This is a genomic window from Devosia sp., assembly GCF_035944845.1.
Classification (GTDB): Bacteria; Pseudomonadota; Alphaproteobacteria; order Rhizobiales; family Devosiaceae; genus Devosia_A.
In genome coordinates, this window is the sequence record NZ_DASZAW010000073.1 from 1 (window position 1) to 22,028 (window position 22,028).

At 63.6% G+C, this 22,028-nt stretch carries 17 protein-coding genes; 8 read left to right on the forward strand and 9 right to left on the reverse strand.

The genetic code is table 11. The features are described 5' to 3' along the window. Positions 1 to 269: 269 nt before the first annotated feature. On the reverse strand, positions 270 to 1,082 hold the full coding sequence (gene cysQ / locus VGV07_RS14470) for a 3'(2'),5'-bisphosphate nucleotidase CysQ (protein ID WP_326869421.1): 813 nt from the start codon (positions 1,080 to 1,082) through the stop codon (positions 270 to 272). Continuing rightward, positions 1,079 to 1,942 carry a carboxylating nicotinate-nucleotide diphosphorylase gene (gene nadC / locus VGV07_RS14475; protein WP_326869422.1) on the reverse strand — a complete coding sequence of 288 codons (864 nt, stop codon included), beginning with the start codon at positions 1,940 to 1,942 and terminating at the stop codon, positions 1,079 to 1,081. Before nadC ends, cysQ begins: the two co-directional genes overlap by 4 nt. A 222-nt stretch (positions 1,943 to 2,164) precedes the next feature. On the opposite strand from nadC, the gene VGV07_RS14480 reads away from it, so the two are divergent. Next, positions 2,165 to 4,054 (forward strand): OmpA family protein, encoded by a 1,890-nt coding sequence (locus tag VGV07_RS14480; protein ID WP_326869423.1) that lies wholly within the window; start codon positions 2,165 to 2,167, stop codon positions 4,052 to 4,054. Positions 4,055 to 4,135: 81 nt separating this feature from the next. On the opposite strand, the gene VGV07_RS14485 is transcribed toward VGV07_RS14480, so the two are convergent. After that, positions 4,136 to 5,542: a helix-turn-helix domain-containing protein gene (locus VGV07_RS14485; protein WP_326869424.1), complete on the reverse strand. Its 1,407-nt coding sequence runs from the start codon at positions 5,540 to 5,542 to the stop codon at positions 4,136 to 4,138. 118 nt (positions 5,543 to 5,660) lie between these two features. Between VGV07_RS14485 and VGV07_RS14490 the strand changes: the two genes are divergently transcribed. The 7 genes from VGV07_RS14490 to VGV07_RS14520 all read left to right on the forward strand — a co-directional run bounded on the left by VGV07_RS14490 (position 5,661) and on the right by VGV07_RS14520 (position 14,198). Next, positions 5,661 to 7,193, forward strand: coding sequence for an acyl-CoA carboxylase subunit beta (locus tag VGV07_RS14490; RefSeq protein ID WP_326869425.1), 1,533 nt, complete (start codon positions 5,661 to 5,663; stop codon positions 7,191 to 7,193). 100 nt (positions 7,194 to 7,293) lie between these two features. Then, a complete protein-coding gene (locus tag VGV07_RS14495) occupies positions 7,294 to 7,803 on the forward strand; it encodes an endonuclease domain-containing protein (RefSeq protein ID WP_326869426.1) in 510 nt (169 codons plus the stop codon). Continuing rightward, positions 7,804 to 9,780: an acetyl/propionyl/methylcrotonyl-CoA carboxylase subunit alpha gene (locus VGV07_RS14500; RefSeq protein ID WP_326869427.1), complete on the forward strand. Its 1,977-nt coding sequence runs from the start codon at positions 7,804 to 7,806 to the stop codon at positions 9,778 to 9,780. A gap of 146 nt (positions 9,781 to 9,926) precedes the next feature. Continuing rightward, on the forward strand, positions 9,927 to 12,056 hold the full coding sequence (gene scpA / locus VGV07_RS14505) for a methylmalonyl-CoA mutase (RefSeq protein ID WP_326869428.1): 2,130 nt from the start codon (positions 9,927 to 9,929) through the stop codon (positions 12,054 to 12,056). A 91-nt stretch (positions 12,057 to 12,147) separates the two neighbouring features. Beyond that, positions 12,148 to 12,573: a methylmalonyl-CoA epimerase gene (mce, locus tag VGV07_RS14510; protein ID WP_326869429.1), complete on the forward strand. Its 426-nt coding sequence runs from the start codon at positions 12,148 to 12,150 to the stop codon at positions 12,571 to 12,573. Between the two features lie 132 nt (positions 12,574 to 12,705). Beyond that, on the forward strand, positions 12,706 to 13,494 hold the full coding sequence (locus VGV07_RS14515) for an ABC transporter permease (protein ID WP_326869430.1): 789 nt from the start codon (positions 12,706 to 12,708) through the stop codon (positions 13,492 to 13,494). After that, positions 13,494 to 14,198: an ABC transporter ATP-binding protein gene (locus VGV07_RS14520; RefSeq protein WP_326869431.1), complete on the forward strand. Its 705-nt coding sequence runs from the start codon at positions 13,494 to 13,496 to the stop codon at positions 14,196 to 14,198. Before VGV07_RS14515 ends, VGV07_RS14520 begins: the two co-directional genes overlap by 1 nt. A 1-nt stretch (position 14,199) precedes the next feature. On the opposite strand, the gene VGV07_RS14525 is transcribed toward VGV07_RS14520, so the two are convergent. Genes VGV07_RS14525 through rfbB form a run of 6 tightly spaced genes read right to left on the reverse strand, consistent with a single transcriptional unit; the run spans position 14,200 to position 22,000 of the window. After that, positions 14,200 to 15,696, reverse strand: a complete 1,497-nt coding sequence (locus VGV07_RS14525) for a hypothetical protein (protein WP_326869432.1) — start codon at positions 15,694 to 15,696, stop codon at positions 14,200 to 14,202. Beyond that, the gene (locus VGV07_RS14530; RefSeq protein WP_326869433.1) at positions 15,693 to 18,626 is read right to left on the reverse strand and encodes a glycoside hydrolase family 99-like domain-containing protein; all 2,934 of its coding nucleotides are present in this window, start codon (positions 18,624 to 18,626) and stop codon (positions 15,693 to 15,695) included. The genes VGV07_RS14525 and VGV07_RS14530 overlap by 4 nt, the downstream gene beginning before the upstream one ends. Beyond that, complete coding sequence (rfbC, locus tag VGV07_RS14535) at positions 18,623 to 19,171, reverse strand: dTDP-4-dehydrorhamnose 3,5-epimerase (protein ID WP_326869434.1); 549 nt, start codon at positions 19,169 to 19,171, stop codon at positions 18,623 to 18,625. The genes VGV07_RS14530 and rfbC overlap by 4 nt, the downstream gene beginning before the upstream one ends. Then, positions 19,171 to 20,052 carry a glucose-1-phosphate thymidylyltransferase RfbA gene (gene rfbA / locus VGV07_RS14540; RefSeq protein WP_326869435.1) on the reverse strand — a complete coding sequence of 294 codons (882 nt, stop codon included), beginning with the start codon at positions 20,050 to 20,052 and terminating at the stop codon, positions 19,171 to 19,173. The genes rfbC and rfbA overlap by 1 nt, the downstream gene beginning before the upstream one ends. Beyond that, a complete protein-coding gene (gene rfbD, locus VGV07_RS14545; protein WP_326869436.1) occupies positions 20,049 to 20,945 on the reverse strand; it encodes a dTDP-4-dehydrorhamnose reductase in 897 nt (298 codons plus the stop codon). Before rfbD ends, rfbA begins: the two co-directional genes overlap by 4 nt. Continuing rightward, positions 20,942 to 22,000 carry a dTDP-glucose 4,6-dehydratase gene (gene rfbB / locus VGV07_RS14550; protein WP_326869437.1) on the reverse strand — a complete coding sequence of 353 codons (1,059 nt, stop codon included), beginning with the start codon at positions 21,998 to 22,000 and terminating at the stop codon, positions 20,942 to 20,944. Before rfbB ends, rfbD begins: the two co-directional genes overlap by 4 nt. Positions 22,001 to 22,028: the final 28 nt, after the last annotated feature.

Sequence of the window (22,028 nt, forward strand, 5' to 3'; positions counted from 1 at the left end):
GGATAGATCGCCCCATAGCTGGCGTCGATGAAATACGAATACTCCCCTTCAACGGAGAGCTTTCGGATCTCATATCCAGTCGCGTCGCCATCATAGAGGATGGCAAGGCAGATGGTTCTGACGTTCATTGGCTTCCTATCCGGCTGGTATATATCGAACCAGCATATGCCGGGCCTATATATGGAGCCGGAAAAAAGCGCAACAAGGGCTGGGGAGGGGCTGCCATGCATTTTCTTCATGGCCAACCGTTTGAATACTAACGGTTTCCGTCAGGCGTCGACGAACCGCAGCATTTCGGCAAGGGCTCGCAAGGCCAGTTTCTGGCTGGCTGCGGCCACGAACCAGGCGTTGAGGAACTTATCGTCCCGGTGTCCGCAGGTGAGCGGCAACCCGTCCATTCCCAGTACCACACCACCTGCCGCCTGCAGCACTGCCTGACCCGCCGCGGTGTCCCATTCCGAAGTTGGGGTAAACCGCGGGTAAAGCTGCGCGTCGCCCTTGGCGAGCAGGCAGAACTTCAGCGACGAGCCGACCGACACGTCTTGCGCTACCTCGAGGGTGTCGCAGAGTTCGGCCAGCGCGGCGTGCCCATGCGAGCGGCTGGCGACGATGCGCAACGGATGCTCGGCCTCGGCCACCTGCAGCGGCTCCACGCTCTCTATGGCGTCGCCGGCCAAGCGTCCAGCGAACGCGCCATCCGGTCCGCCCCAGTAAATTTCGCCACTCGCCGGCGCCAGCACCACCCCGCTCACCGGATGCCCATCCTCACAATAGGCGATGTTGACGGTGAACTCGCCATTGCGCTTCAGGAACTCCTTGGTGCCATCCAGCGGGTCGACGACGAAGTAGCGCGCCCCGAGCTCCGGGATACGTCCTGCAGCGACGCTTTCCTCGGCCAGCACCGGCAGGCCGGTCTCGGCCAGATACTCGAGGATGATCGCCTCGGCGCGCTGGTCGGCTTCCGTCACCGGAGACCCATCGGCCTTTTCCATTGCCACCACCTGGCGATGGTAGACCTCGAGGATCACGTCCGACGCTGCCATGGCGGCGCGATTCATCAGTTCGGCCAGTGGCAGGGTCATCGGATTTCGACATCCAGTCCGAGGTCGAGCGGCCTGGCGCCCATGGTGATCTGGCTCGACGAAATGAAGTCCACTCCGGTCTCGGCAATGCCGCGCACCCGCTCGAGCGTCACACCGCCTGACGCTTCGAGCCGCGCGCGTCCCGCGTTCAGCTTCACTGCGGCGCGCAACAGGCTGTTGTCCATGTTGTCGAGCATGACGATCGTTGCGCCCGCCTCCAGCACATCGCTGAGTTCATCGAGTGTCGTCACCTCGATCTCGATCGCCACCAGGTGTCCTGCCGCGGCGCGGGCCGCGATAAACGCCTTGGCCGCTCCGCCAGCCACCGCAATGTGGTTGTCCTTGATCAGGATGGCGTCACCGAGCGCATAGCGATGGTTGGCGCCGCCGCCACAACGGACGGCGTATTTCTCGAACGCCCGAAGCCCCGGGGTGGTCTTGCGGGTATCGCAGATGCGGGCAGTGGTGCCGGCGACCGCTTCTACGAATTTATGCGTATGTGCGGCGATGCCACTGAGATGATTCAGGAAATTGAGCGCCGTCCGCTCCCCGGCCAGCAGTTGCCGCGCATCGCCGGCCACCACCGCGACGATGTCGCCCTTGTTCACATTGGCGCCGTCCGCCACCTGCGGATCGAACGACACGGCGTTCCCCAGTTGCCGGAACACCTCGAGCGCCAGCGGCAACCCGGCGATCACGCCCGGCTCGCGGGCCGTCAGCGTTGCCGTTGCCACTGAGCCAACCGGGATCGTTGCCTGCGAGGTCAGATCGCCGGCAAGTCCGAGGTCTTCGGCAAGGGCGCGGCGAACGGCGTCTTCGACGAGGGCAGGGGGCAGGGTGCCGATAAGGCTGTCGCGCATGGTCTCGGGCTCTTGTGCTGGCGGCGAGCGGTTTACGCGACCCCGCCAACCCACGCAATGCCGCCACTGGTCCGACAATTACCTCCGTATCCGGAACAAATCGTGGTCGCACCCGTTCCGATCCAGCGCCAGTTCAGGGCGGGTTGGCTGTTGCATCACAAGAAGAACGGAGAAAAATCCATGCAGCTCAAGCGCTTATTGCTTACCACCACGAGCCTTTGCATGCTCTCGCTGCTCCCCCTCACTGCCCTGGGGCAGGATGCGGGGCTGACAGCGGCCTACAACGCCTATGTCGAAGCCCAGAGTGGCGACGACGCCGATGCAAAAGCCGCCGCCGAGGCCGCTTTCCTCGCCGAGTGCCAGCGCATCGGCGCCCCCGACCTGCAACAATGCATCGCTATCGCGACCGGCGCCGCGACCGTCGAACAACCTGCCGCGCCCGCGGAAGAGCCCGCCCCGCCGGCTGAAGAGCCTGCGCCACCTCCTGAGGAGCCTGCTCCACCCACCGAGGAACCGGCCGCACCTGCCGAGGAGCCCGCGCCACCTGCCGAGGAGCCGGCCGCACCTGCCGAGGAGCCCGCCGCACCTGCCGACGAACCAGCTCCGGCCGAAGAGCCGGCGCCGCCTCCGGCCGAAGAGCCCGCAGCGCCGGCCGAGCAGCCTGCCGCGCCAGCTGCACAGCCGCCTGCCGCCGAGCAGCCGGCCGAACCCGCGCCGGCCGAGCAGCCGGCGGAGCAACCTGCTCCAGCCGAACAGCCGTCCCCCGCAAGTGATCCGGCCCTGATCGCCGCGTTCGAGGCCTACGTGTCGGCCAGCTCGGGCGGCGACGCCAATGCAAAGGCAACGGCCGAGGCTGCCTTTCTTGCCGAGTGTAACCGCCTGGGCATCCAGTCACTCGACGAGTGTCTTGCCCTGATGGGCGGCGCTCCTGCGGCTCCTGCCGAACCGGCAGCTCCGGCCGAGCCGGCGCAGCCAGGTGAAACTCCGGCAGTGGACCAGTCGGGCCAACCGCTCGAGGTCGTGCCCGATCAGGAAAACCCGGACGCTCCGACAGCGCCGGTGCTCGATAGCGCCAAGGACGCCGTGGACGCCGGCGCAGAAGAACCGGCTCCGGCCGAACCGCCTGCCGCTCAGGCCCCGCCGCCTGCCACCGATGCCGAAGCTCAGACCCAGGCTCCCCCGCCGGCCGAGGAAGTCGAGGCTGCGGTAGCCACAGAAGGCAAGCGCGTCGAGCAGCTTCCGGCTCCCGAGGCTCCGCCTGCAGCTCAGGAGGCCAAGAAGGATGGTGACAAGCTGATCATCAATATCGGCATCAACATCAACATCTTCACGCCCTACAAGGATCGCGACCGCATCGGCCGCGGCGACGACGAGGTCTATTACGAAGAGCTCGATAACGGCCGCTACCGCCAGACGGTTATCCGGCCGGACGGCACCCGCGTCGTGACGGTATGGAACCGCTATGGCGAGATCATCCGTCGCGTGAAGGTGCTGCCCGACGGCACCCGCGTCATCCTGGTCTTCTCGCCCGACGATCGCCGCAACGACGACTGGCGCGATCCGGGCGACGAGCTGCCGCCGTTCTACCTGCCGATCCCGGTGGACGATTACGTGCTCTACAGCGAGCGCTCGGACGAAGACGATATCGAGCGCTTCCTCAGCGAGCCGCCGCTGGAGAAAGCCGCGCGGGTTTACACCGTCGATGAAGTGAAGCGTTCAGCCCGTATCCGCGACACCGTTCGTCGCGTTGAAATCGGCGACCTGACCTTCGACACCGGGTCGGCCCAACTCGGCCGCGACCAGGTGGGTTCTCTCGGCAAGGTCGCCGAGGCGATGAAGGAGATACTCGACCGCAACCCGGGTGAGACCTTCCTCATCGAGGGCCACACCGACGCTGTCGGCTCGGATGAGTCCAATCTGGTGCTGTCCGACGAGCGCGCCGGCACCATCGCGGACCTCCTCAGCGAGTTCTACGACGTCCCGCCGGAGAACCTCACCACGCAGGGTTATGGCGAGCGCTACCTCAAGGTCGAGACCGACGGCGCCGAACGCGCCAACCGCCGCGTCACCGTTCGCCGCATCACCTCGCTGGTGTCGGGCAGCGGCGCCTGATCGAAGCACCGGCAGGTGCAAGTGTGGAACCCGCGCTCCGGCGCGGGTTCTCTTTGATCTGTTCCGTGGCGCCCACGCGCCTCACCCCAACCGGTACGGCACCACCTCGCGTCGGTCGACATCGATCTCCAGTCGCGCATCCATCGGTGGCACCGAACGCTGGATGCAGTTGGTGCGCGGACAGATCCGGCAACTGATGCCGATCGGCTCAAAGCCCCGCCCGAGGTCGAGGTCGGCCGCGTAAGTGAGCTTGCCCGCATGCGCTATCTCGCAGCCGAGCGCATAGGCATAGCGCCGCACCGGCCCGCGAAACCCGCCGGTGTGTTTTTCCTCCGACCAGGCGAGGCAGAGGTAGCGGTTGCCATCCGGCGTCTCCGCCAGCTGCCGCGCGATCCGCCCACTATGCTCGCCGAATACCCGGTGCACGTTCCACAGCGGACAGGCGCCGCCGAAACGCGGAAACTGCAGCGGCGTCGCCGAGTGCCGCTTGGTGATGGTCCCGGCTGCGTCCACCCGCGCAAAGAAGAACGGCACTCCACGCGCCTTCGGCCGTTGCATGGTCGAGAGCCGGTGTCCGACCTGCTCCATCGATGCGCCGAACTCGAACGCCAGTTCTTCGACGTCGTAACCGGTCCGATCCGCCGCTGCGAGAAATGCGCCATAGGGCATCTGCAGCGCCCCGGCGAAATAGTTGGCGAGCCCCAGCCGGCAGATATCGGCTGCCTGCCGGGTCTTGAACTCGGCCCGGCCGACGATCCCGTCGATCAGTTCCGCCTGTTCGATCAGTGCCAGCTGCACGCCAAGCTGAAAATACTGCGTCGCCGGCGCCAGTCGCCCGTTGAGGACGATCGTGCGGCTCGCCCGTTCGTACCGTCGCATTTGGTCCGGCGCGTTCGGCTCCTCGAACAGCACGGAGATCCGATGCCGCGCCGTCAGGTAGCTCGCCAGCCGCTCGAGCCGCCCGTGCAGGGCGAGACCGATGCTCGCCGCAAGGGTCTCGGCAGCCAGATCAAGCGGATCGATGTAGTTGTTGGCGTAGTGGAAGAAGTCACGCACTTCCTCGTAGCTGGTCTGCAGCCCCGGCCCGCCGACCATCGCCGCATCCGCCCCCATCAGTCGCTCGTTCGCCTTGCGATAGGCCTCGTAGAGCCGCAGCATCGCCCGTGCCGTATCGGGCGCGCTCGCCGCCACCGACTTGAGCTCGATCAGCCCTGGCGCTGCCTCGCCGAAGAGGGGATCGGCCATCGCCTCACGCAGATCGGCCAGCACTCGATCGGCCCCCTCCGAGGTCAGCTCCGCAAGATCCAGCCCAAAATTCTCGGCCAGCGTCAGCATCAGCGAGGCCGTCAGCGGCCGCTGGTTGTTCTCGATCTGGTTGAGATAGGACACTGAGATCTCGAGCCGCCGCGCCAGCTCGCGCTGTGTCAGCCCGGCCTTGGTGCGCGCCGCCCGCACCCGGGCCCCGGCGAAGATCTTTCGGTCGGCCATTCGCAAGTTCGCAATTTTGCAGTTTGCAACTTTGCAGAATTAGCAGGTCCGCACATTCCTGTCTCTCACCGCGTGGACGAAGGTGTATGTTGCCGACAAGCCAAGGCCAGGGGACTCCATGCAAAAGATCATCGCCGCACTCGATCAGCGGCGCAGCGCCGCCCGTCTCGGCGGTGGCCAGAAGCGCATCGATGCGCAGCATGCAAAGGGCAAGCTCACCGCCCGCGAGCGCCTTGAAGTGCTGCTCGATCCGGGGTCGTTCGAGGAATACGACATGTTCGTCACCCACCGCGCGGTGGATTTCGGCATGGACGAGAACATCGTCCCAGGCGACGGCGTGGTCACCGGCTGGGGTACCATCAACGGCCGCCTCACCTACGTGTTCAGCCAGGACTTTACGGTGTTCGGCGGTTCGCTCAGCGAGACCCACGCTCAGAAGATCTGCAAGATCATGGATCTCGCCGTGCAGAACGGCGCTCCCGTGATCGGCCTCAACGATTCCGGCGGCGCCCGCATCCAGGAGGGCGTCGCGGCGCTCGGCGGCTATGCCGAGGTGTTCTGGCGTAACGTCCAGGCCTCGGGCGCCATCCCGCAGATTTCGGTGGTCATGGGCCCCACTGCCGGCGGCGCGGTCTATTCCCCAGCCATGACCGACTTCATCTACATGGTGAAGGACACCTCCTATATGTACGTCACCGGCCCGGACGTGGTGAAAACCGTCACCTCCGAGATCGTCACCCACGAGGAACTCGGCGGCGCCTCGACCCATACCAAGGTCAGTTCCGTCGCCGACGCCGCGTTCGACAACGACATCGAGACCCTGCTCGAAGTCCGCCGCCTGTTCGACTTCCTGCCGCTGAACGCCGCCGACAAGCCGCCGGTCGTCGCCGTCAATGACAGCATCGATCGCGCCGAACTCAGCCTCGATACGCTGATCCCCGACAGCGCCAACAAGCCCTACGACATGCGCGAGGTGATCCTCAAAATCGCCGATGAGGGCGATTTCCTCGAGATCCAGAAGGATCATGCCGGCAATATCCTCGTCGGCTTCGTCCGCCTCAACGGCTCCACTGTTGGCGTCGTCGCCAACCAGCCGCTGGTGCTTGCCGGCTGCCTCGACATCAACTCCTCGAAGAAGGCGGCGCGCTTCATCCGCTTCTGCGACGCCTTCTCGATCCCCATCCTGACGCTGGTCGATGTCCCCGGCTTCCTCCCCGGCGTCGCCCAGGAATATGGCGGCATCATCAAGCATGGCGCCAAGCTGCTGTTCGCTTACGCTGAGGCCACCGTTCCCAAGGTCACCGTGATCACCCGCAAGGCCTATGGCGGCGCCTATGACGTGATGGCAAGCAAGCACATCCGGGCCGACGTCAACTACGCCTGGCCCACCGCCGAAATCGCCGTCATGGGCGCCAAGGGCGCAACGGAAATCCTCTACCGCTCCGAATTGGGCGACAAGGACAAGATCGCCAAGCGCACCGCCGACTACGAAGCAAGGTTTGCCAACCCCTTCGTCGCGGCCGAGCGCGGCTTCATCGACGACGTGATCATGCCGCACGGCACGAGGCGGCGGGTGGCACGGGCGTTCGAAACGCTGAGGAACAAGAAGCAGACTGTGCCGCTGAAGAAGCACGGGAACATTCCGCTGTGAGGGCGCCGGTGCAGCCCACCGGCCGCGCCCCTAGCGTCTCCCTCCCCCGTTGCGGGGAGGGATCAAGGGTGGGGGGAGCCGCAAGCTCGATGTCTCGCCGATGAGCATAGAACTCGCCAGGAAACTGCGTCACAACTCGACCGCTCCCGAGCGTCGCTTGTGGCGTTTGCTCCATCCATTTCGCGCTGGCGGCTATCACTTCCGCAAGCAGATTCAGATCGGTACGTACTACGTCGACTTCGCCTGCTTGCATGCTGGTCTGGCTATCGAACTGGATGGAGAGACCCACGGCGGTGATGTCGCACGCTCCAACGACGCCGTTCGCGACGACTACCTCCGGGGCCGTGGCTTCCATGTCCTGCGGCTCACCAATGACGACGTCATGACCAACCCCGAAGGCGTTTACACAGTCATCTCCGACATCCTCGTGACACGCCGAACCAACCAGCGCGCGGCGTCCCCCTCCCCAACCCTCCCCGCAAGGGGGAGGGTGCCCGCCGGTGGACTTGGTACAGACCCAGCCACAAACTCGATCGGCACCTCCCCCCTTGCGGGGGAGGTTGGGAGGGGGGAAGCCCCGAACTCATACCCCGATATGGGCACCCCCTGAATGTTCTCCTCCCTCCTCATCGCCAATCGCGGCGAGATTGCCTGTCGCGTTATCCGCACCGCGAGGCGCATGGGTATCCGCACCATTGCCGTCTATTCCGATGCCGATCGCGATGCCGTGCATGTGAAGCTCGCCGACGAAGCCGTGCATATCGGTGGCTCGGCCGCCCGCGACTCTTACCTCTCGATCGACAGGATCGTCGCCGCCTGCCAAGAGACCCGCGCCGAAGCCGTGCACCCCGGCTATGGCTTTCTCTCGGAGAATCCGGCCTTCCCTGCGGCGCTGGAAAAGGCTGGCATCATCTTCGTCGGTCCGCCCGTCAAAGCCATCGAGGCCATGGGCGACAAGATCACGTCGAAGAAGCTCGCTGCCGCGGCCGGCGTCTCCACCGTGCCCGGTCACATGGGCCTCATCGCCGATGCCGACGAGGCGGTGACCATCTCGCGCTCCATCGGCTACCCGGTGATGATCAAGGCCTCGGCCGGCGGCGGTGGCAAGGGCATGCGCATTGCCCACACCGACGCCGAAGCCCGGGAGGGCTTCGAGCGTTCGAAGTCCGAGGCCGCCTCCAGCTTCGGCGACGATCGCATCTTCATCGAGAAATTCGTCACCGAGCCGCGCCACATCGAAATCCAGCTGATCGGCGACCAGCACGGCAACGTGCTCTGGCTCAATGAGCGCGAGTGCTCGATCCAGCGCCGCAACCAGAAGGTCATCGAGGAGGCGCCGTCGCCGTTCCTCGATGCCGCAACCCGCAAGGCCATGGGCGAGCAATCCGTCGCCCTCGCCAAGGCGGTGGGCTACACCTCGGCCGGCACCGTCGAGTTCATCGTCGACAAGGATCGCAACTTCTACTTCCTCGAGATGAACACCCGTCTGCAGGTCGAGCACCCGGTGACCGAGCTGATCACCGGTCTCGACCTGGTCGAGCTGATGTTCCTGGCTGCCGCCGGCGAGAAGCTGCCACTCACCCAGGCCGAGGTGCCGCTCAGCGGCTGGGCCATCGAGAGCCGCATCTACGCCGAGGACCCGTTCCGCAACTTCCTGCCCTCGACCGGCCGGCTCACCCGCTACGGCCCACCTGCCGAGGAGGCCGGCGCCGAGCTCGTGGTGCGCAACGATACCGGTGTCGCCGAAGGCGGCGAGATCTCCACCTTCTACGATCCGATGATCGCCAAGCTCTGCACCTGGGCGCCGACCCGTATCGCGGCGATCGATGCCATGGAAGTGGCGCTCGACGAGTTCGAACTCGAGGGTGTCGGCAACAACATCCCGTTCCTCTCGGCGGTGATGGGGCAGGAGCGGTTCCGGTCCGGCCGCCTCACCACGGGTTACATCGCCGAGGAATTCCCAAGCGGTTTTAATGGCGTAGCGCCGGATGCGGAATCACTGACGCATCTGGCGGCGCTCGCCTGCTGCTCGGCTTTCGCCCTCGACAAGCGGCTCTACCCGACGACGCCCGAACCTCGTGCGGTGATCATCGGCGATCGGCGCTGGGATTTTTCGGTGCGGGCCGATGGCATCGAGTATTGGCTCACCGCGCCCGACGGCCGGAAGCTCTTGGTCGAAAGCGGCTGGAAGCCCGGCAACAGCCTCTGCATCGCCCGCGTCGACGGGCGCCTGCATCACGTCAAGCTCGACCGCGTCACCGGCGGCTTCCGCCTGCGCTGGCGTGGCGCCGATCTCGTCGCCAAGGTGCTGCTGCCTGATGTCGCCGACCTGATGCCGCTGATGCCGGTCAAGATCCCGCCGGATCTTTCGAAATTCCTGCTCTGCCCGATGCCCGGCCAGATCGTACGCATCGACGTCGCCGAGGGCGATATCGTCGAGGGCGGCCAGACCCTCGCCATCGTCGAGGCGATGAAGATGGAGAACGTGCTGAAGGCCGAAAAGCGCGCCCGGATCAGCAAGGTCCGCGTCAAGCCCGGCAGCGTGCTGGCGGTGGACGAGGTGATTCTGGAGTTCGAGGCGGTATGATGGGAAACGTCCCCTCACCCGGCGCTTCGCGCCACCCTCTCCCTCAAGGGGAGAGGGGAGCCGTAGTGAGATCGGGCCCCTTCCTTCCCTCTCCCCTTGAGGGAGAGGGTGGCGAGCGAAGCGAGACGGGTGAGGGGAAGTAGCAGATGCCCGGCAAACCCACCTTCGCCGACTGGTCAAAGCTCGCCCAGAAAGACCTGCGCGATACCCCGGTGGAGTCGCTGAATCGCGACTATGGCGACCTGCCGATCCGCCCCGCCTACTTCCCCGAGGACGCCACCTCCGACCCGGGGCTTCCCGGCGCCGCCCCGTACACCCGGGGCGTCCGCGCCACCATGTACGCCAACCGCCCATGGACCATCCGCCAATATGCCGGCTTCTCCACGGCTCGCGAAAGCAATGATTTCTATCGCCGGAACCTTGCCGCCGGACAGAAGGGCCTGAGCGTCGCCTTCGACCTCGCCACCCACCGCGGCTATGACAGTGACCACCCCCGCGTCACCGGCGATGTCGGCAAGGCCGGCGTCGCCATCGACAGCGTCGAGGACATGAAGATCCTGTTCGACGGCATCCCGCTCGATCAGATGAGCGTCTCGATGACCATGAACGGCGCCGTGCTGCCGGTGCTGGCCATGTTCATCGTCGCCGCGGAAGAGCAGGGGGTCAAACAAGCCCAGCTCGACGGCACCATCCAGAACGACATCCTCAAGGAGTTCATGGTCCGCAACACCTATATCTACCCGCCCGGACCGAGCATGCGGATCGTCGGCGACATCATCGCCTACACCGCCCAGCATATGCCTAAGTTCAACTCGATCTCGATTTCCGGCTATCACATGCACGAGGCCGGAGCGACGGCGGTGCAGGAGCTTGCCTACACCATCGCCGACGGCATCGAGTATGTGCGCTCGGCCCAGGCGCGCGGCCTAGAGATCGATGCCTTCGCGCCCCGGCTGAGCTTCTTCTTCGGCATCGGCATGAACTTCTTCCTCGAAGTGGCGAAGCTCCGCGCCGCTCGCACCCTATGGCAGAACTACATGGCCGAGCTCGGCGCCAAAGACCCCAAGTCGCTGATGCTGCGCACCCATTGCCAGACCTCCGGCGTGTCGCTGACCGAGCAGGACCCGCACAACAACATCGTCCGCACCACCATCGAAGCCCTAGCCGCGGTGCTGGGAGGTACCCAGAGCCTCCACACCAACAGCTTCGACGAAGCCATTGCGCTGCCGACGGAATTCTCCGCCCGCATCGCCCGCAACACCCAACTGATCCTGCAGCATGAAAGCCGCGTCACCGACGTGGTCGATCCGCTCGGCGGCTCCTACTACATCGAGAGCCTCACCGCCGACCTGGTGGAACGTGCCGGCGCGCTGATCGCAATGGTGGAAGCCGAAGGCGGCATGACCGCCGCGGTGCAGGCCGGCACGCCGAAACTCGAGATCGAGAAAGCCGCGGCTTTGCGCCAGGCCCGCGTCGATCGCGGCGAGGATGTCATCGTGGGGGTCAACCGCTACCGCCTTGAGAACGAACCACCGATCGCCATCCGCGAGATCGACAACAACAAGGTGCGCGACGAACAGGTGGCGCGCCTCGCCGAAATCTGCCGGAGCCGCGACCCTGACGCGGTGGCGGCAGCTTTGCTGTCGCTGCAGAACGTAGCGAAATCCAACGGCAACCTGCTCGCCGCCAGCATTGCCGCCGCCCGCACCCGCGCCACCCTGGGCGAGATCTCTGCCGCACTGGAGCAGGTGTTCAACCGCCACTCGGCCGTCACCCGCGTCATCTCCGGCGTCTATGCCGAAAGCTATGCCGCCGATCCGCAATACGCCCAACTGACCGAACGGATCGCTGCCTTCGAGGCAAAGGAGAAGCGCCCGCCGGCCCTGTTCATCGCCAAGATGGGGCAGGACGGGCACGACCGCGGCGCCAAGGTCATCGCCACCGCCTTTGCCGATCTCGGCTTCACCGTCCATATGGGCGATCTGTTCGAAACCACCCCCGAGGTCGCCGATCACGTCGCCGAACTGAAGGTCGACGCCGTCGGCGTCTCCTCCCTCGCCGCCGGCCACAAGACCCTGGTCCCCGAACTCATCGGCGAACTCAGGGGCAGGGGCCTCGGCGACGTAACCGTCATCGTCGGTGGCGTCATCCCCGAGCAGGATTATGCGTTCCTGCGCCAGGCCGGCGTGGCCGAGATTTTCGGCCCCGGCACCAACGTGCTGGAAGCCGCGTTCTCGGTGCTGAACCAGATCGAGGGGAGGCTGGGTAACCGATGAGTTCGCGATCTCGCCTTGATCCTCCCCCGCAGGGCGGGGGAGGGGGACCGGCGAAGCCGGTGGAGGGGGCGTCGATGCCTCGGTGCCTCGCATGATCGGCCGCCTCAACCACGTCGCCATCGCCGTCCCCGATCTCGCGGCCGCCGCCGCGAAATACCGCGACCTGCTCGGCGCCGACGTGCATCCTCCTCATCATCTGCCCGAGCACGGCGTCACGGTCGTCTTCGTCCACCTCGAAAATACCAAGATCGAACTGATGACGCCGCTCGGCGAGAACTCGCCGGTCAGCAAATTCCTCGCTGCCAACCCCTCCGGCGGCATGCACCACGTCTGCTACGAAGTACCTGACATCGCCTCGGCCATCCGCACTATGGTCGAAGCCGGCGCCCGCGTCCTCGGCGACGGAAAGCCGAAGCTCGGCGCCCATGGCCTGCCGGTGGTGTTCCTGCACCCCAAGGATTTCGATGGGACGCTAATCGAGCTCGAAGAGGTGAAGCCGGAACTGCAGCCGGCATAGTCGGCGCAGACGGCGTGCGTAGCGGCGGTCGCTTCACCGGCTGCGTTGTGGCTATCCCCAGTCGTGGCATTGATGCAATTGGCCGCCGCGGCGCCCTGTGCTACTAGCGCGCGGAAATCGCCTGGGGCCACTATGCTCAAGATTCTCAGCAGCGCGCTCAGCGACATAGTCGGCGGCTATGTGCAGCGGCGCGTCTGGATCACGCTAGCCACCGAAGACATCTTCGACCAGCACCGCCGCACTACATTGGGGCCATTGTGGCTGCTGATCAACTACCTTGCCTTCGCCGGCACCTTCATCTTCGTCTTCAATCCCGGTCCGGTCGATCCTTATTATGCGATCTACGTTGCCGTAGGCCTGCTGGTCTGGACGTATATCAACGACAACATCACCCAAGCAGCTAACCTGTTCCAGCGCGAGGAGAGTTTCATCAGCGGCACCACGCTCCCTCTCTCCGTCTATGTCATGCGGCTGACGTTGCAGAACGTGATCCGTGCAGCTTATGCGGTTCTGGGGTGCGCCGGTATCCTGCTGCTGATGGGGGCAGCGCCGGCCATGGTATGGCTATGGTCTCTCGTCGGCATCCTCATCGTGCTGTTCGTTTCGCCAGCCATGATCGTAGTGTTCGCCTTCCTGGGAGTCTTCTTCCCCGATAGTCAGTTTATCGTGTCCAACCTGATGCGCGTCGCCATGTTCGCTACACCGGTTTTCTGGGTGCATGGCGGCGAGGGAGGACTCCGCGGTGCCCTTTACAACTGGAATCCCTTTACCTACCTGCTGGACGCCGTACGCCAGCCGATTGTCGATGGCACGGTCCCGGTTCTGGCGCTGAGCGCATGCATTTTGGTTGGTGTCGCCTTCTGGGTGCTGGCCATCGTTCTCTTGGGCTCGCTACGGCGTCAGGTTGCTTTAGTCCTCTAATGGTCTCGATCAAGGCAAACGATCTTCGGCTCGCTTATCATGTTCGTGAGAAGCTCACGCTTCGTCCACGAGCAACGCGAGTGTCAAAACACACCGGCGGCACCATCACCGGCGCAGGGCGCCACAGGTTTGTCACTGCTCTTGATGGCGTCAGTTTCGAACTTGAAGCTGGCGATCGCCTGGGCCTGGTCGGTGCCAACGGTGCCGGCAAGACGACTCTTCTCAAGGTTCTCTACGGCATTTACGAGCCGACTGCCGGCAACCTCGAAATCAGGGGCAAAGTGGACGCTCTGTTCAACATCAGCATCGGCTTCCGGCAGGAAGCCACTGGTCGCCGTAACATTATGCTCCGCGGCTTGATTAATGGTTGGACCGAAGATCAGATCGCCGGCAGAACCGAGGAGATCATCGAATTCTCAGAGCTCGGCGACTTCATCGACATGCCGTTCAGGAGCTATAGCCAAGGCATGGCTGCTCGCCTGGCGTTCGCGATAGCTACCACGATGGAGCCAGAAATCCTCCTGATGGACGAGTGGATCGGCGCGGGCGATGCTGCCTTCCAGGTCAAAGCCAAGCAGCGCATGAACGAACTCGCTGAGAAAGCCGGCATCATCGTCCTTGCCAGCCATAGCGAAGAGCTACTGAAAAAGACCTGCAACAAGCGGCTGGAACTAGAGCGGGGCAGGGTGAAGTCGTTCGGGTGAGCTAGTTGAGCGCGCCATGTAGCGCGCTCTCGACTGCCTCGCGACCCGGCATCAGCGCCTCATGCACCGAGGGGCGCAGCTTCATGATCCTGAACTGCTTGGTTTCCTCGACCACTTCGAACAGGCCAAGCATCGCCTGGTAGCGTCCACGCCTAAAGTCATGCAGCACAACAAACGTATCTGCGTCTGAGAGGAGCGCCGCAACGAAGCCACACTCGACGCGTCGTCGACCGTCGATGAAGATCATCGAGTAACGCTTCTTCGTAGACAATGGCCACGTCGAATAGTTCAACTCGGGATCTGACTGAGATTTCCCCGGACCAATGAGGTCGTCCAACACCATCTTCACTCTCTCGCCGGTATCCAAGCTGGCGCGGACGCTCTCCTGATAGGGGCCATAGTCATCGAGGCTGGTGATCGAGTAAGTGGCACCCTTGTCTAGGAGCAGCGACGAAGCGACCAGCGTCGTAAATCCCGAGCCCCATTCCAGGATGTGCGCCTCCGTTCCGCGGAGGGCGTAACGAAGGATGATCTGACAGTACTCTTCCAAATAGGGGGTGTCGTAGAAATGGGACGCGATAATCCGTTGCCCATTGAAGTAGAAAGAGAATAAGTCGGGTTTATAGTTCATCGGCCCGTCGGTTTTGTCGCCTGCCCTTGGTGTGGCGCGGCGTACCCATGGGAGATGGCGATCGAGCAGACGTCGGGCATCAGGCGGCAGGAAACGCCGGTAGAGTCCGATCGCCATAATGTAGTGGGCGCGGTTCATTTCATAGAAGCTTCGCGCGACTGGGCGATAGTCGTCGGTGCCGGAGATCAGGTTATGCAGTTCGAACGGCTTGGTGCCGTGCATATGAATGATGACAGGGGGCGACGGATCGGCGGCGAATGGCCGCCAGTTCATCGATTGTGGTAGATACTGCCACTGCCCGTCGTAAAATTTGTTTAGTGCTCCCTGATCGTAAAATCCACCGTCTCCATGAAAATAGAAGTCGTTCTGCTCGCAAAACCGGATCAGGTCCCCTCGTGTGCTGCGAAAACTGGACAGGTTGATGGCCATAACGCCGGAGTTGATGACCGGACGATATTCAACCGCCACTCCGGTATCGACCGCATACTCTGGAGCTACGGCGAAGATGACGGGAGGGTCATTGATCACCGGATTGGATAGGAAGATGACGTCGATGTCGGTATACAGCACCACATCGTCCGAGGTGTCGATCAGAGGAATGTCTAGGCGCAAGTAAGCGCCGTGCGCCACCGTGGGGTTGTATCCGTCCTGTTGCTTGGCCGAAGAAATCAGGTCTCGGAGTGTGCTCCGGTGGAAATGCACGGTGACACCGAGCGCCTGCAGGTAAGATGTTAGTTCGTTCGGCGGACCGTCGTAAATAAAATGTGGCTCGAGCGTCGTGTTCTGCAACGCAGAATGAACGGCAACCAGGGTGGGTTCAGCGAAAGACGACAGGCCGCCTTCGTTCAGGCAAAAGTACCATTTCATACGCGGTCGTTTCCCGGTTCTGTAGCTTCAGCGATTGCCGCTTCCACAATCCTGAGGCCGGACTTGGCGGAGACGGAGCCGATGATGCGCTCGACAGCATGCGCCAGCGTTCCGTCCGATTGCCCGGCCTCGTCCTCAAACTGCTCAACCGTGAGATTGAGCGCCAGGAGCGGTGCGAGAGCATTCAGTCGGCACCAGAACATCGTCCCGGCGATAAACCGGCTGTCCGGATTCTCCGCAACGTCGTCGAGTCCGATACGAGCGCCAAGGGTTTCCAGCCACCTTCTGTTGAATGTCACCCGAGAAGGCTCAGCAAGCTCCAGGACCGATGCAGGCGGCGCTATGAGCCCGACGGTCGGATCCTCGCGCAACAGCGTCAGGTGCCTAGCAACAACGGCTGGGGATCCCAGCAGCGAGCGGAATGCACCGGCTCGCAACTGATGACCATCAGATCTGTGCATCGACTTCTTGCCGTGCACCTTGCAACAATAACCGTACCCAAGCTTATGGATTATCTGCAGCAGCTCAAGGAATGGGTATACGTCGCGTCCGCGGTTGGCGTAGCAGTCCAGGCGGGCGTTCGGAAACTCTTCCAGAAGCCGTCGGGCGATACTGGCCGGGGCGCTTGCCGGCAGCGTTACGAATAAATCTGCTTCTGCCGCGCTGTGCAGGAACGGAAGAATCTCTTCGATGAGGTCGGTATAGTGGAGGTGTAGAACCAGCGCCGTGTCGGAGTGCTTGGCAAAGGCGGCTTGGCTCTTCAGAACAAGATCGCGAAGCTCGGCCGACATCGGAATAGTGTTTCTGACCACGTTCGCCGTCGCGTGCAGGTTTCCGTATCCGAACTTCCTATCCGGTTCGAGGTGAGCACCCTCGGCCCACTCGTTCCACGCGTTGACAAAAACCAGCGGCGGCTGCTTGGTCCCTTCCTCCACGCGTTTGAGTGTTGCCTCACCCGCTCGCCTGAGCCAGCGTGCGTAGGATGCCGGATTCGCGCCGTGAAAATTGTGTCCGCGGCCCGGCTTTCGGGCCTCGTTGTCCCAACCCGGCGACACTGTTTTGATTACCGGGTAATCAGGTTGAGGCCTAGCCAGATACGACGACGCCATGTCCTCGTAACTATAGACTTGACCCGAGAACTGCGGGTTCACGATCTGGAGTTGGTCCCGAATGTCGCCCGAGATAGCCATGTGGGGAGGAAACTCGATGGCACAATCGAAACCATATGGACGCGGGTCCTCGATGCCGAATGTCTGCGCACAAACCAGGTAGAGCTCTCCAACCCCCAGCTCTTTTGCGCGAGCCCGCCACCGGCTCGCGGTTGCGGCAGCGTCGGGAAGGAGGCTCACTCGGTAGACGATGAGAACCGCTCGCCCGTCAACACGGATGTATCTAGGATCCTTTAGTGCGGGGGCGATATCGTCAATAAAGGCGAGGTCGTCTTCGGGCGAATGGTTCTGGGCAAGCAGGATGTCAGACTCCTGGCCATCCCAGCGTCGCGTCCAGTTCTCGTTCGCCCAGCACAGACAGAACTCGACTTCGATGCTCCGATCCTTCAGTAGTTGCTGTACCGGCCGCTCAAGAAGACGTTTGCCGCCGAACCAGTAGTGGTGAAAACAGAAGCCTCGGACGCCATAGGCTCGCGCCAATTCCGCCTGCTGCCGCATTATCTCCGGCAGGCGGAGATCGTAGAAACCAAGTTCGCCCGGCAGGTGCGGCTGATAGTGACCGACGTACTGCGGCACGGCCTTGGTAACATTGGTCCACTCTGTAAACCCCTTGCCCCACCAGGCATCATTTTCCGGGATGGGGTGAAACTGCGGTAGATAGAATGCCACCACGGACAACGCTGCACGGCTGAAGTCGGCGTCCTCTGGCAGCTTGGGCACGTAGGAGATTCCCAGCGAGGTGGCTGGTGAGGGCAGCGACAACACTTGGGCGACGTAGTCGGTATACACTGAGGGGCCGAGCGCGACCGCCAGATCCCCCTCACCAAGCTGCACTCGGCCACTATCTGGTCTGCTTGCGATCTCTGCTACACTGAGGCTTCTAATTGCTGGACTGGAAAGCAAACGCGCCCGCAGTCGTTGCTTAACCTTGGGCGAGATCGGCGCGTTACGAATGAGCGACTTGGCCTGGCCTACGGCATGCAACAGCGGCCGCCGTTTCACGTCTGCACCACCACGTTCAGGTGCCGGCGCGCTGCCCTCCTCGCGCAGTTCTGCAGCCATCGCACGCAGTCCGCGCTCGCGGGCCAGCTTCACCACGTAGCCCAGTACAGCACGTCTCGAGTGACCCTGTGCAACGTAGTCATCGATGCGCCATGCCAGCGAGCGGGCGTAATACTCGAGTGCCGACAAACGACGCAGCCGCGGCGCGTGGAGTTGAACGAGCGGTGTGTCTTCGTGAGGATCGAGCCGAAGGCGCTTGGCCTCCTTTGGCAAGATGAACCTTGCTGCCTGCTGGCGGCGACCCAGGCGCCGGTAGCGGAGCGTCACGTGATCGCGTTCCGTGAATCCGTCCCCACGGTCCAGATAGAGATTCATCGTTTCGTTGCGCATTTCAGTTGAGTTGACGGCGAACAGATACCTCGCGTTGGGTAAGGGTCTGCCGTTTGCCCAGTGCAGCTCAACCTGTGGATCGGGGCCGATGACCTCCCAATCGTCGACCATGCCGTTTGCGTACTTCCTGACGTCGTGCAGCGGAGTTACTCTGACACGCATACCAAAATACTGTGCAATCGTCGCCGGCAGGCCAACGATCCGGTCCACCACTCTAGAAATGCGCCACGCAGCACTCTGTCGGATGCCATCCAATTCCTCGCGGAGGCGGACGATCTCCTCTTCTTGGGAAATCAGGACCGCGGGAGGTGGCTCGTCCAGCAACCGGGCGAGTTCCTCGGCCTCGCTATCGTCGTGCGCAGCAGTCAATCGAACACCTTCGCGTCAGACAGTAGCGGCGCCTTTGCGTCCTTCGTCGAAACCACCGGCCTCCCATCCATTGGCCATTGCAAGCCGATCGTAGGGTCATCCCAGCGGACGCTCCGCTCGCTTTCGGCGTGCCAGAAATCGGTGGTCTTATACAGAAACTCGGTTCCGTCCTCGAGTGCGAGGAAGCCATGTGCAAACCCAGCCGGAATCCAAAATTGTTTGCGGTTCTCTGCGGTGAGTTTCACTGCTGACCATTTGCCGAATGTCGGTGAACCCCTGCGAATGTCCACCGCAACGTCGAACGCCGCGCCTGCAACCACCCGCACCAGCTTGCCCTGAGCATGTGGCCGCAGTTGGTAGTGCAGACCCCGCAGCACACCCTTGTGGCTGATCGAGTGGTTGTCCTGCACGAAGGCGCCAGAAAAGCTCGTCGCCTCCCTGAACGCTGCTTCGTTGAAGCTCTCGAAAAAGGCGCCACGCTCGTCGGTGAAGACGCGCGGCTCGAACACCATCAACCCATCGATATTCAGTTTCTGGACGTTCATCAGCCTCGCCCCTCGCGCAGCAGCGCCGTCAGATACATGCCGTAGCCGCTCTTTTTTAGTGGTTCTGCGAGTCGCGCCAGCGCTTCGTCGTCGATCCAGCCGTTGCGCCAGGCGATTTCCTCAGGGCAGGCGACCTTGAAGCCCTGTCGCTTCTCCAGAGTGGCGATGAACTGGCCGGCCTCGAGCAGCGAGTCATGCGTGCCGGTGTCGAGCCAGGCGAAGCCGCGCCCCATGCGCTGCACGTTGAGCGCTCCACGTTCGAGATAGAGCCGGTTGAGGTCGGTGATCTCCAGCTCACCGCGCAACGACGGTTTCAGACCACGCGCCAGCTCGACCACCTCGGCGTCGTAGAAATAGAGCCCGGTCACGGCATAGTTGGATTTCGGTACCTTGGGCTTTTCTTCGATCGAAATCGCAGCGCCCGCGTGGTCGAACTCCACCACGCCGTAACGCTCGGGATCGTGCACGTGATAGGCGAACACCGTCGCGCCGTGCACTTCGCGGTCGGCGCCCTCCAGCAGTTTTGCCAGGTCGTGGCCGAAGAAGATGTTATCGCCGAGAATCAGCGCCGACGGGCGGCCATTGACGAAGTCGGCCCCCAGGATGAACGCCTGCGCCAGCCCGTCAGGGCTGGGCTGCACCACATAGCTCAGCTCCATCCCCCATTGCCGGCCGTCGCCCAGCAGCGTGCGGAAGCGTGGCAGATCCTCGGGCGTCGAGATCACCAGCACCTCGCGCATGCCGCCGCTCATCAGCGTCGATAGCGGGTAGTAGATCATCGGCTTGTCGTAGACCGGCAGAAGCTGCTTGGAGACGGTCAGCGTCGCGGGATGGAGGCGCGTGCCGGCGCCGCCGGCAAGGATGATGCCGCGGCGCGTCATCGGGTGGTCTCCGGAAGAAGGTTGTCGAGCGTTCCCAGCACGTCGGCTTGCCAGTCGGGCAGGTCGATGCCGAGCGCGGTGCGCAGCTTGTGCGTGGAGAGGCGGGAATTGTGCGGGCGCCTCGCCGGCGAGGGGAAGGCGGTCGACGGCACCGGCAGCACCCGCTCCGGCGGTACCCTGAGCGGCACTCCACGCCTCCTCGCTTCGCCGATGACATAGCTCGCATAGCCGTGCCAGCTCGTCTCGCCCGCTGCTGCCAGGTGGTAGATGCCGCTCGGCAGCGGCCGGTCGCTGGCGATCTGCTCGAGCGCGCGGGCCGTGACCTCGGCAATCAGCCGAGCGCTGGTCGGCGCCCCGATCTGGTCGTCGATCACTTTGAGTTCGTCGCGGCTCTGCGCCAGGCTCAGGATCTTGGCGATGAAGTTGTTGCGGCCCGGCGCGTGTACCCAGCTGGTGCGAAAGATCAGGTGCTTGCTGCCGGCCTCACCGATCGCCAGTTCGCCGGCACGCTTGGTCGCGCCGTAGACATTGAGAGGCGCCGTGGCGTCATCCTCGACATAGGGTTCCGACTTCTCGCCATCGAATACATAGTCGGTGGAATAGTGGATCAGCCAGGCATCGAGTTCCGCCGCGACCCGGGCCAGGGCGCCCGGCCCATCGGCGTTCACCAGCTGCGCCAGTTCGGTCTCGCTCTCGGCCCTGTCGACGGCGGTGTATGCGCCGGCGTTGACGATCACGTCGGGCTGCTCGCGGTCGACCACTCTCGCCAGCCCGTCGGGATTCGCGAGGTCCGCACCATCTCGACCGAGTGCAACGATGGTGCCGAGCGGGGCCAGCAACTGGGTCAGCGCCGTGCCGACCTGGCCGTCGCGCCCAAGGATCAGCAGTTTCATCCGTACTGCCTCGCCACCCATTCGCGGTAGGCGCCGCTGGTCACGTCGGCGACCCAGGCTTCATTGGCGAGATACCAGTCTACGGTCTTTGCGAGCCCACCCTCGAACGCTTCCGCCGGGCGCCAGCCGAGTTCGCCGGCGAGCTTGGTGGGATCGATCGCGTAGCGCCGGTCATGTCCCGGCCGGTCGGTTACGTGGGTGATCTGCGCAGCGTAACTCGCGCCGTCGGCTCGCGGGCGCCTGACGTCGAGCAACGCGCAGATGGTGCGTACCACCTCGATATTGGTCTTCTGGTTGTCGCCACCGATATTGTAGGTCTCGCCCGGCACGCCGGCATCGAGCACCCGGCGCAGCGCCGCGCAGTGGTCGCCGACATACAGCCAGTCCCGCACCTGCAGCCCGTCGCCATAGATCGGCAAAGCCTTGCCGTTCAAGGCGTTGTGGATGATCAGCGGAATCAGTTTCTCAGGGAACTGCAGCGGCCCGTAATTGTTCGAGCAGTTGGTGACGATGGTCGCGAGCCCATAGGTTTCGCGATAGGCCCGCACCAGGTGATCCGACGAGGCCTTGGATGCCGCATAGGGGCTGTTCGGCTTATACGGGTTGGTCTCGGCAAACGGCGCTTCGTCGCGCTCCAGCGTGCCATAGACCTCGTCGGTCGAGACGTGGAGGAACAGGAAGCCCTGCCGTTTCTCTTGATCGAGCCCCGCGGCATACGCCTTCACGGCCTCGAGCAGGTGCAGCGTGCCCATGACATTGGTTTCAAAGAACGGGGCAGGGCCGGAAATCGACCGATCGACGTGACTCTCCGCGGCAAAGTTGATGACCGCCCGCACCTCATTGCCGCGCAGCAAGCGGCCGACCAGGGCTCCGTCGCCGATGGAACCGCGCACGAACTGGTGCCGGCTGTCGCCATTCAGCGGGGCAAGATTGGCGAGGTTGCCCGCATAGGTCAGCGCATCGAGCGTCACCACCGGCTCGTCGTTGGCAGCCAGCCAGTCGAGCACGAAGTTCGAGCCGATGAAGCCGGCGCCGCCGGTCACCAGGATAGTCATCTTTTTGCAGTTTCCTTCCGCCGGCGGA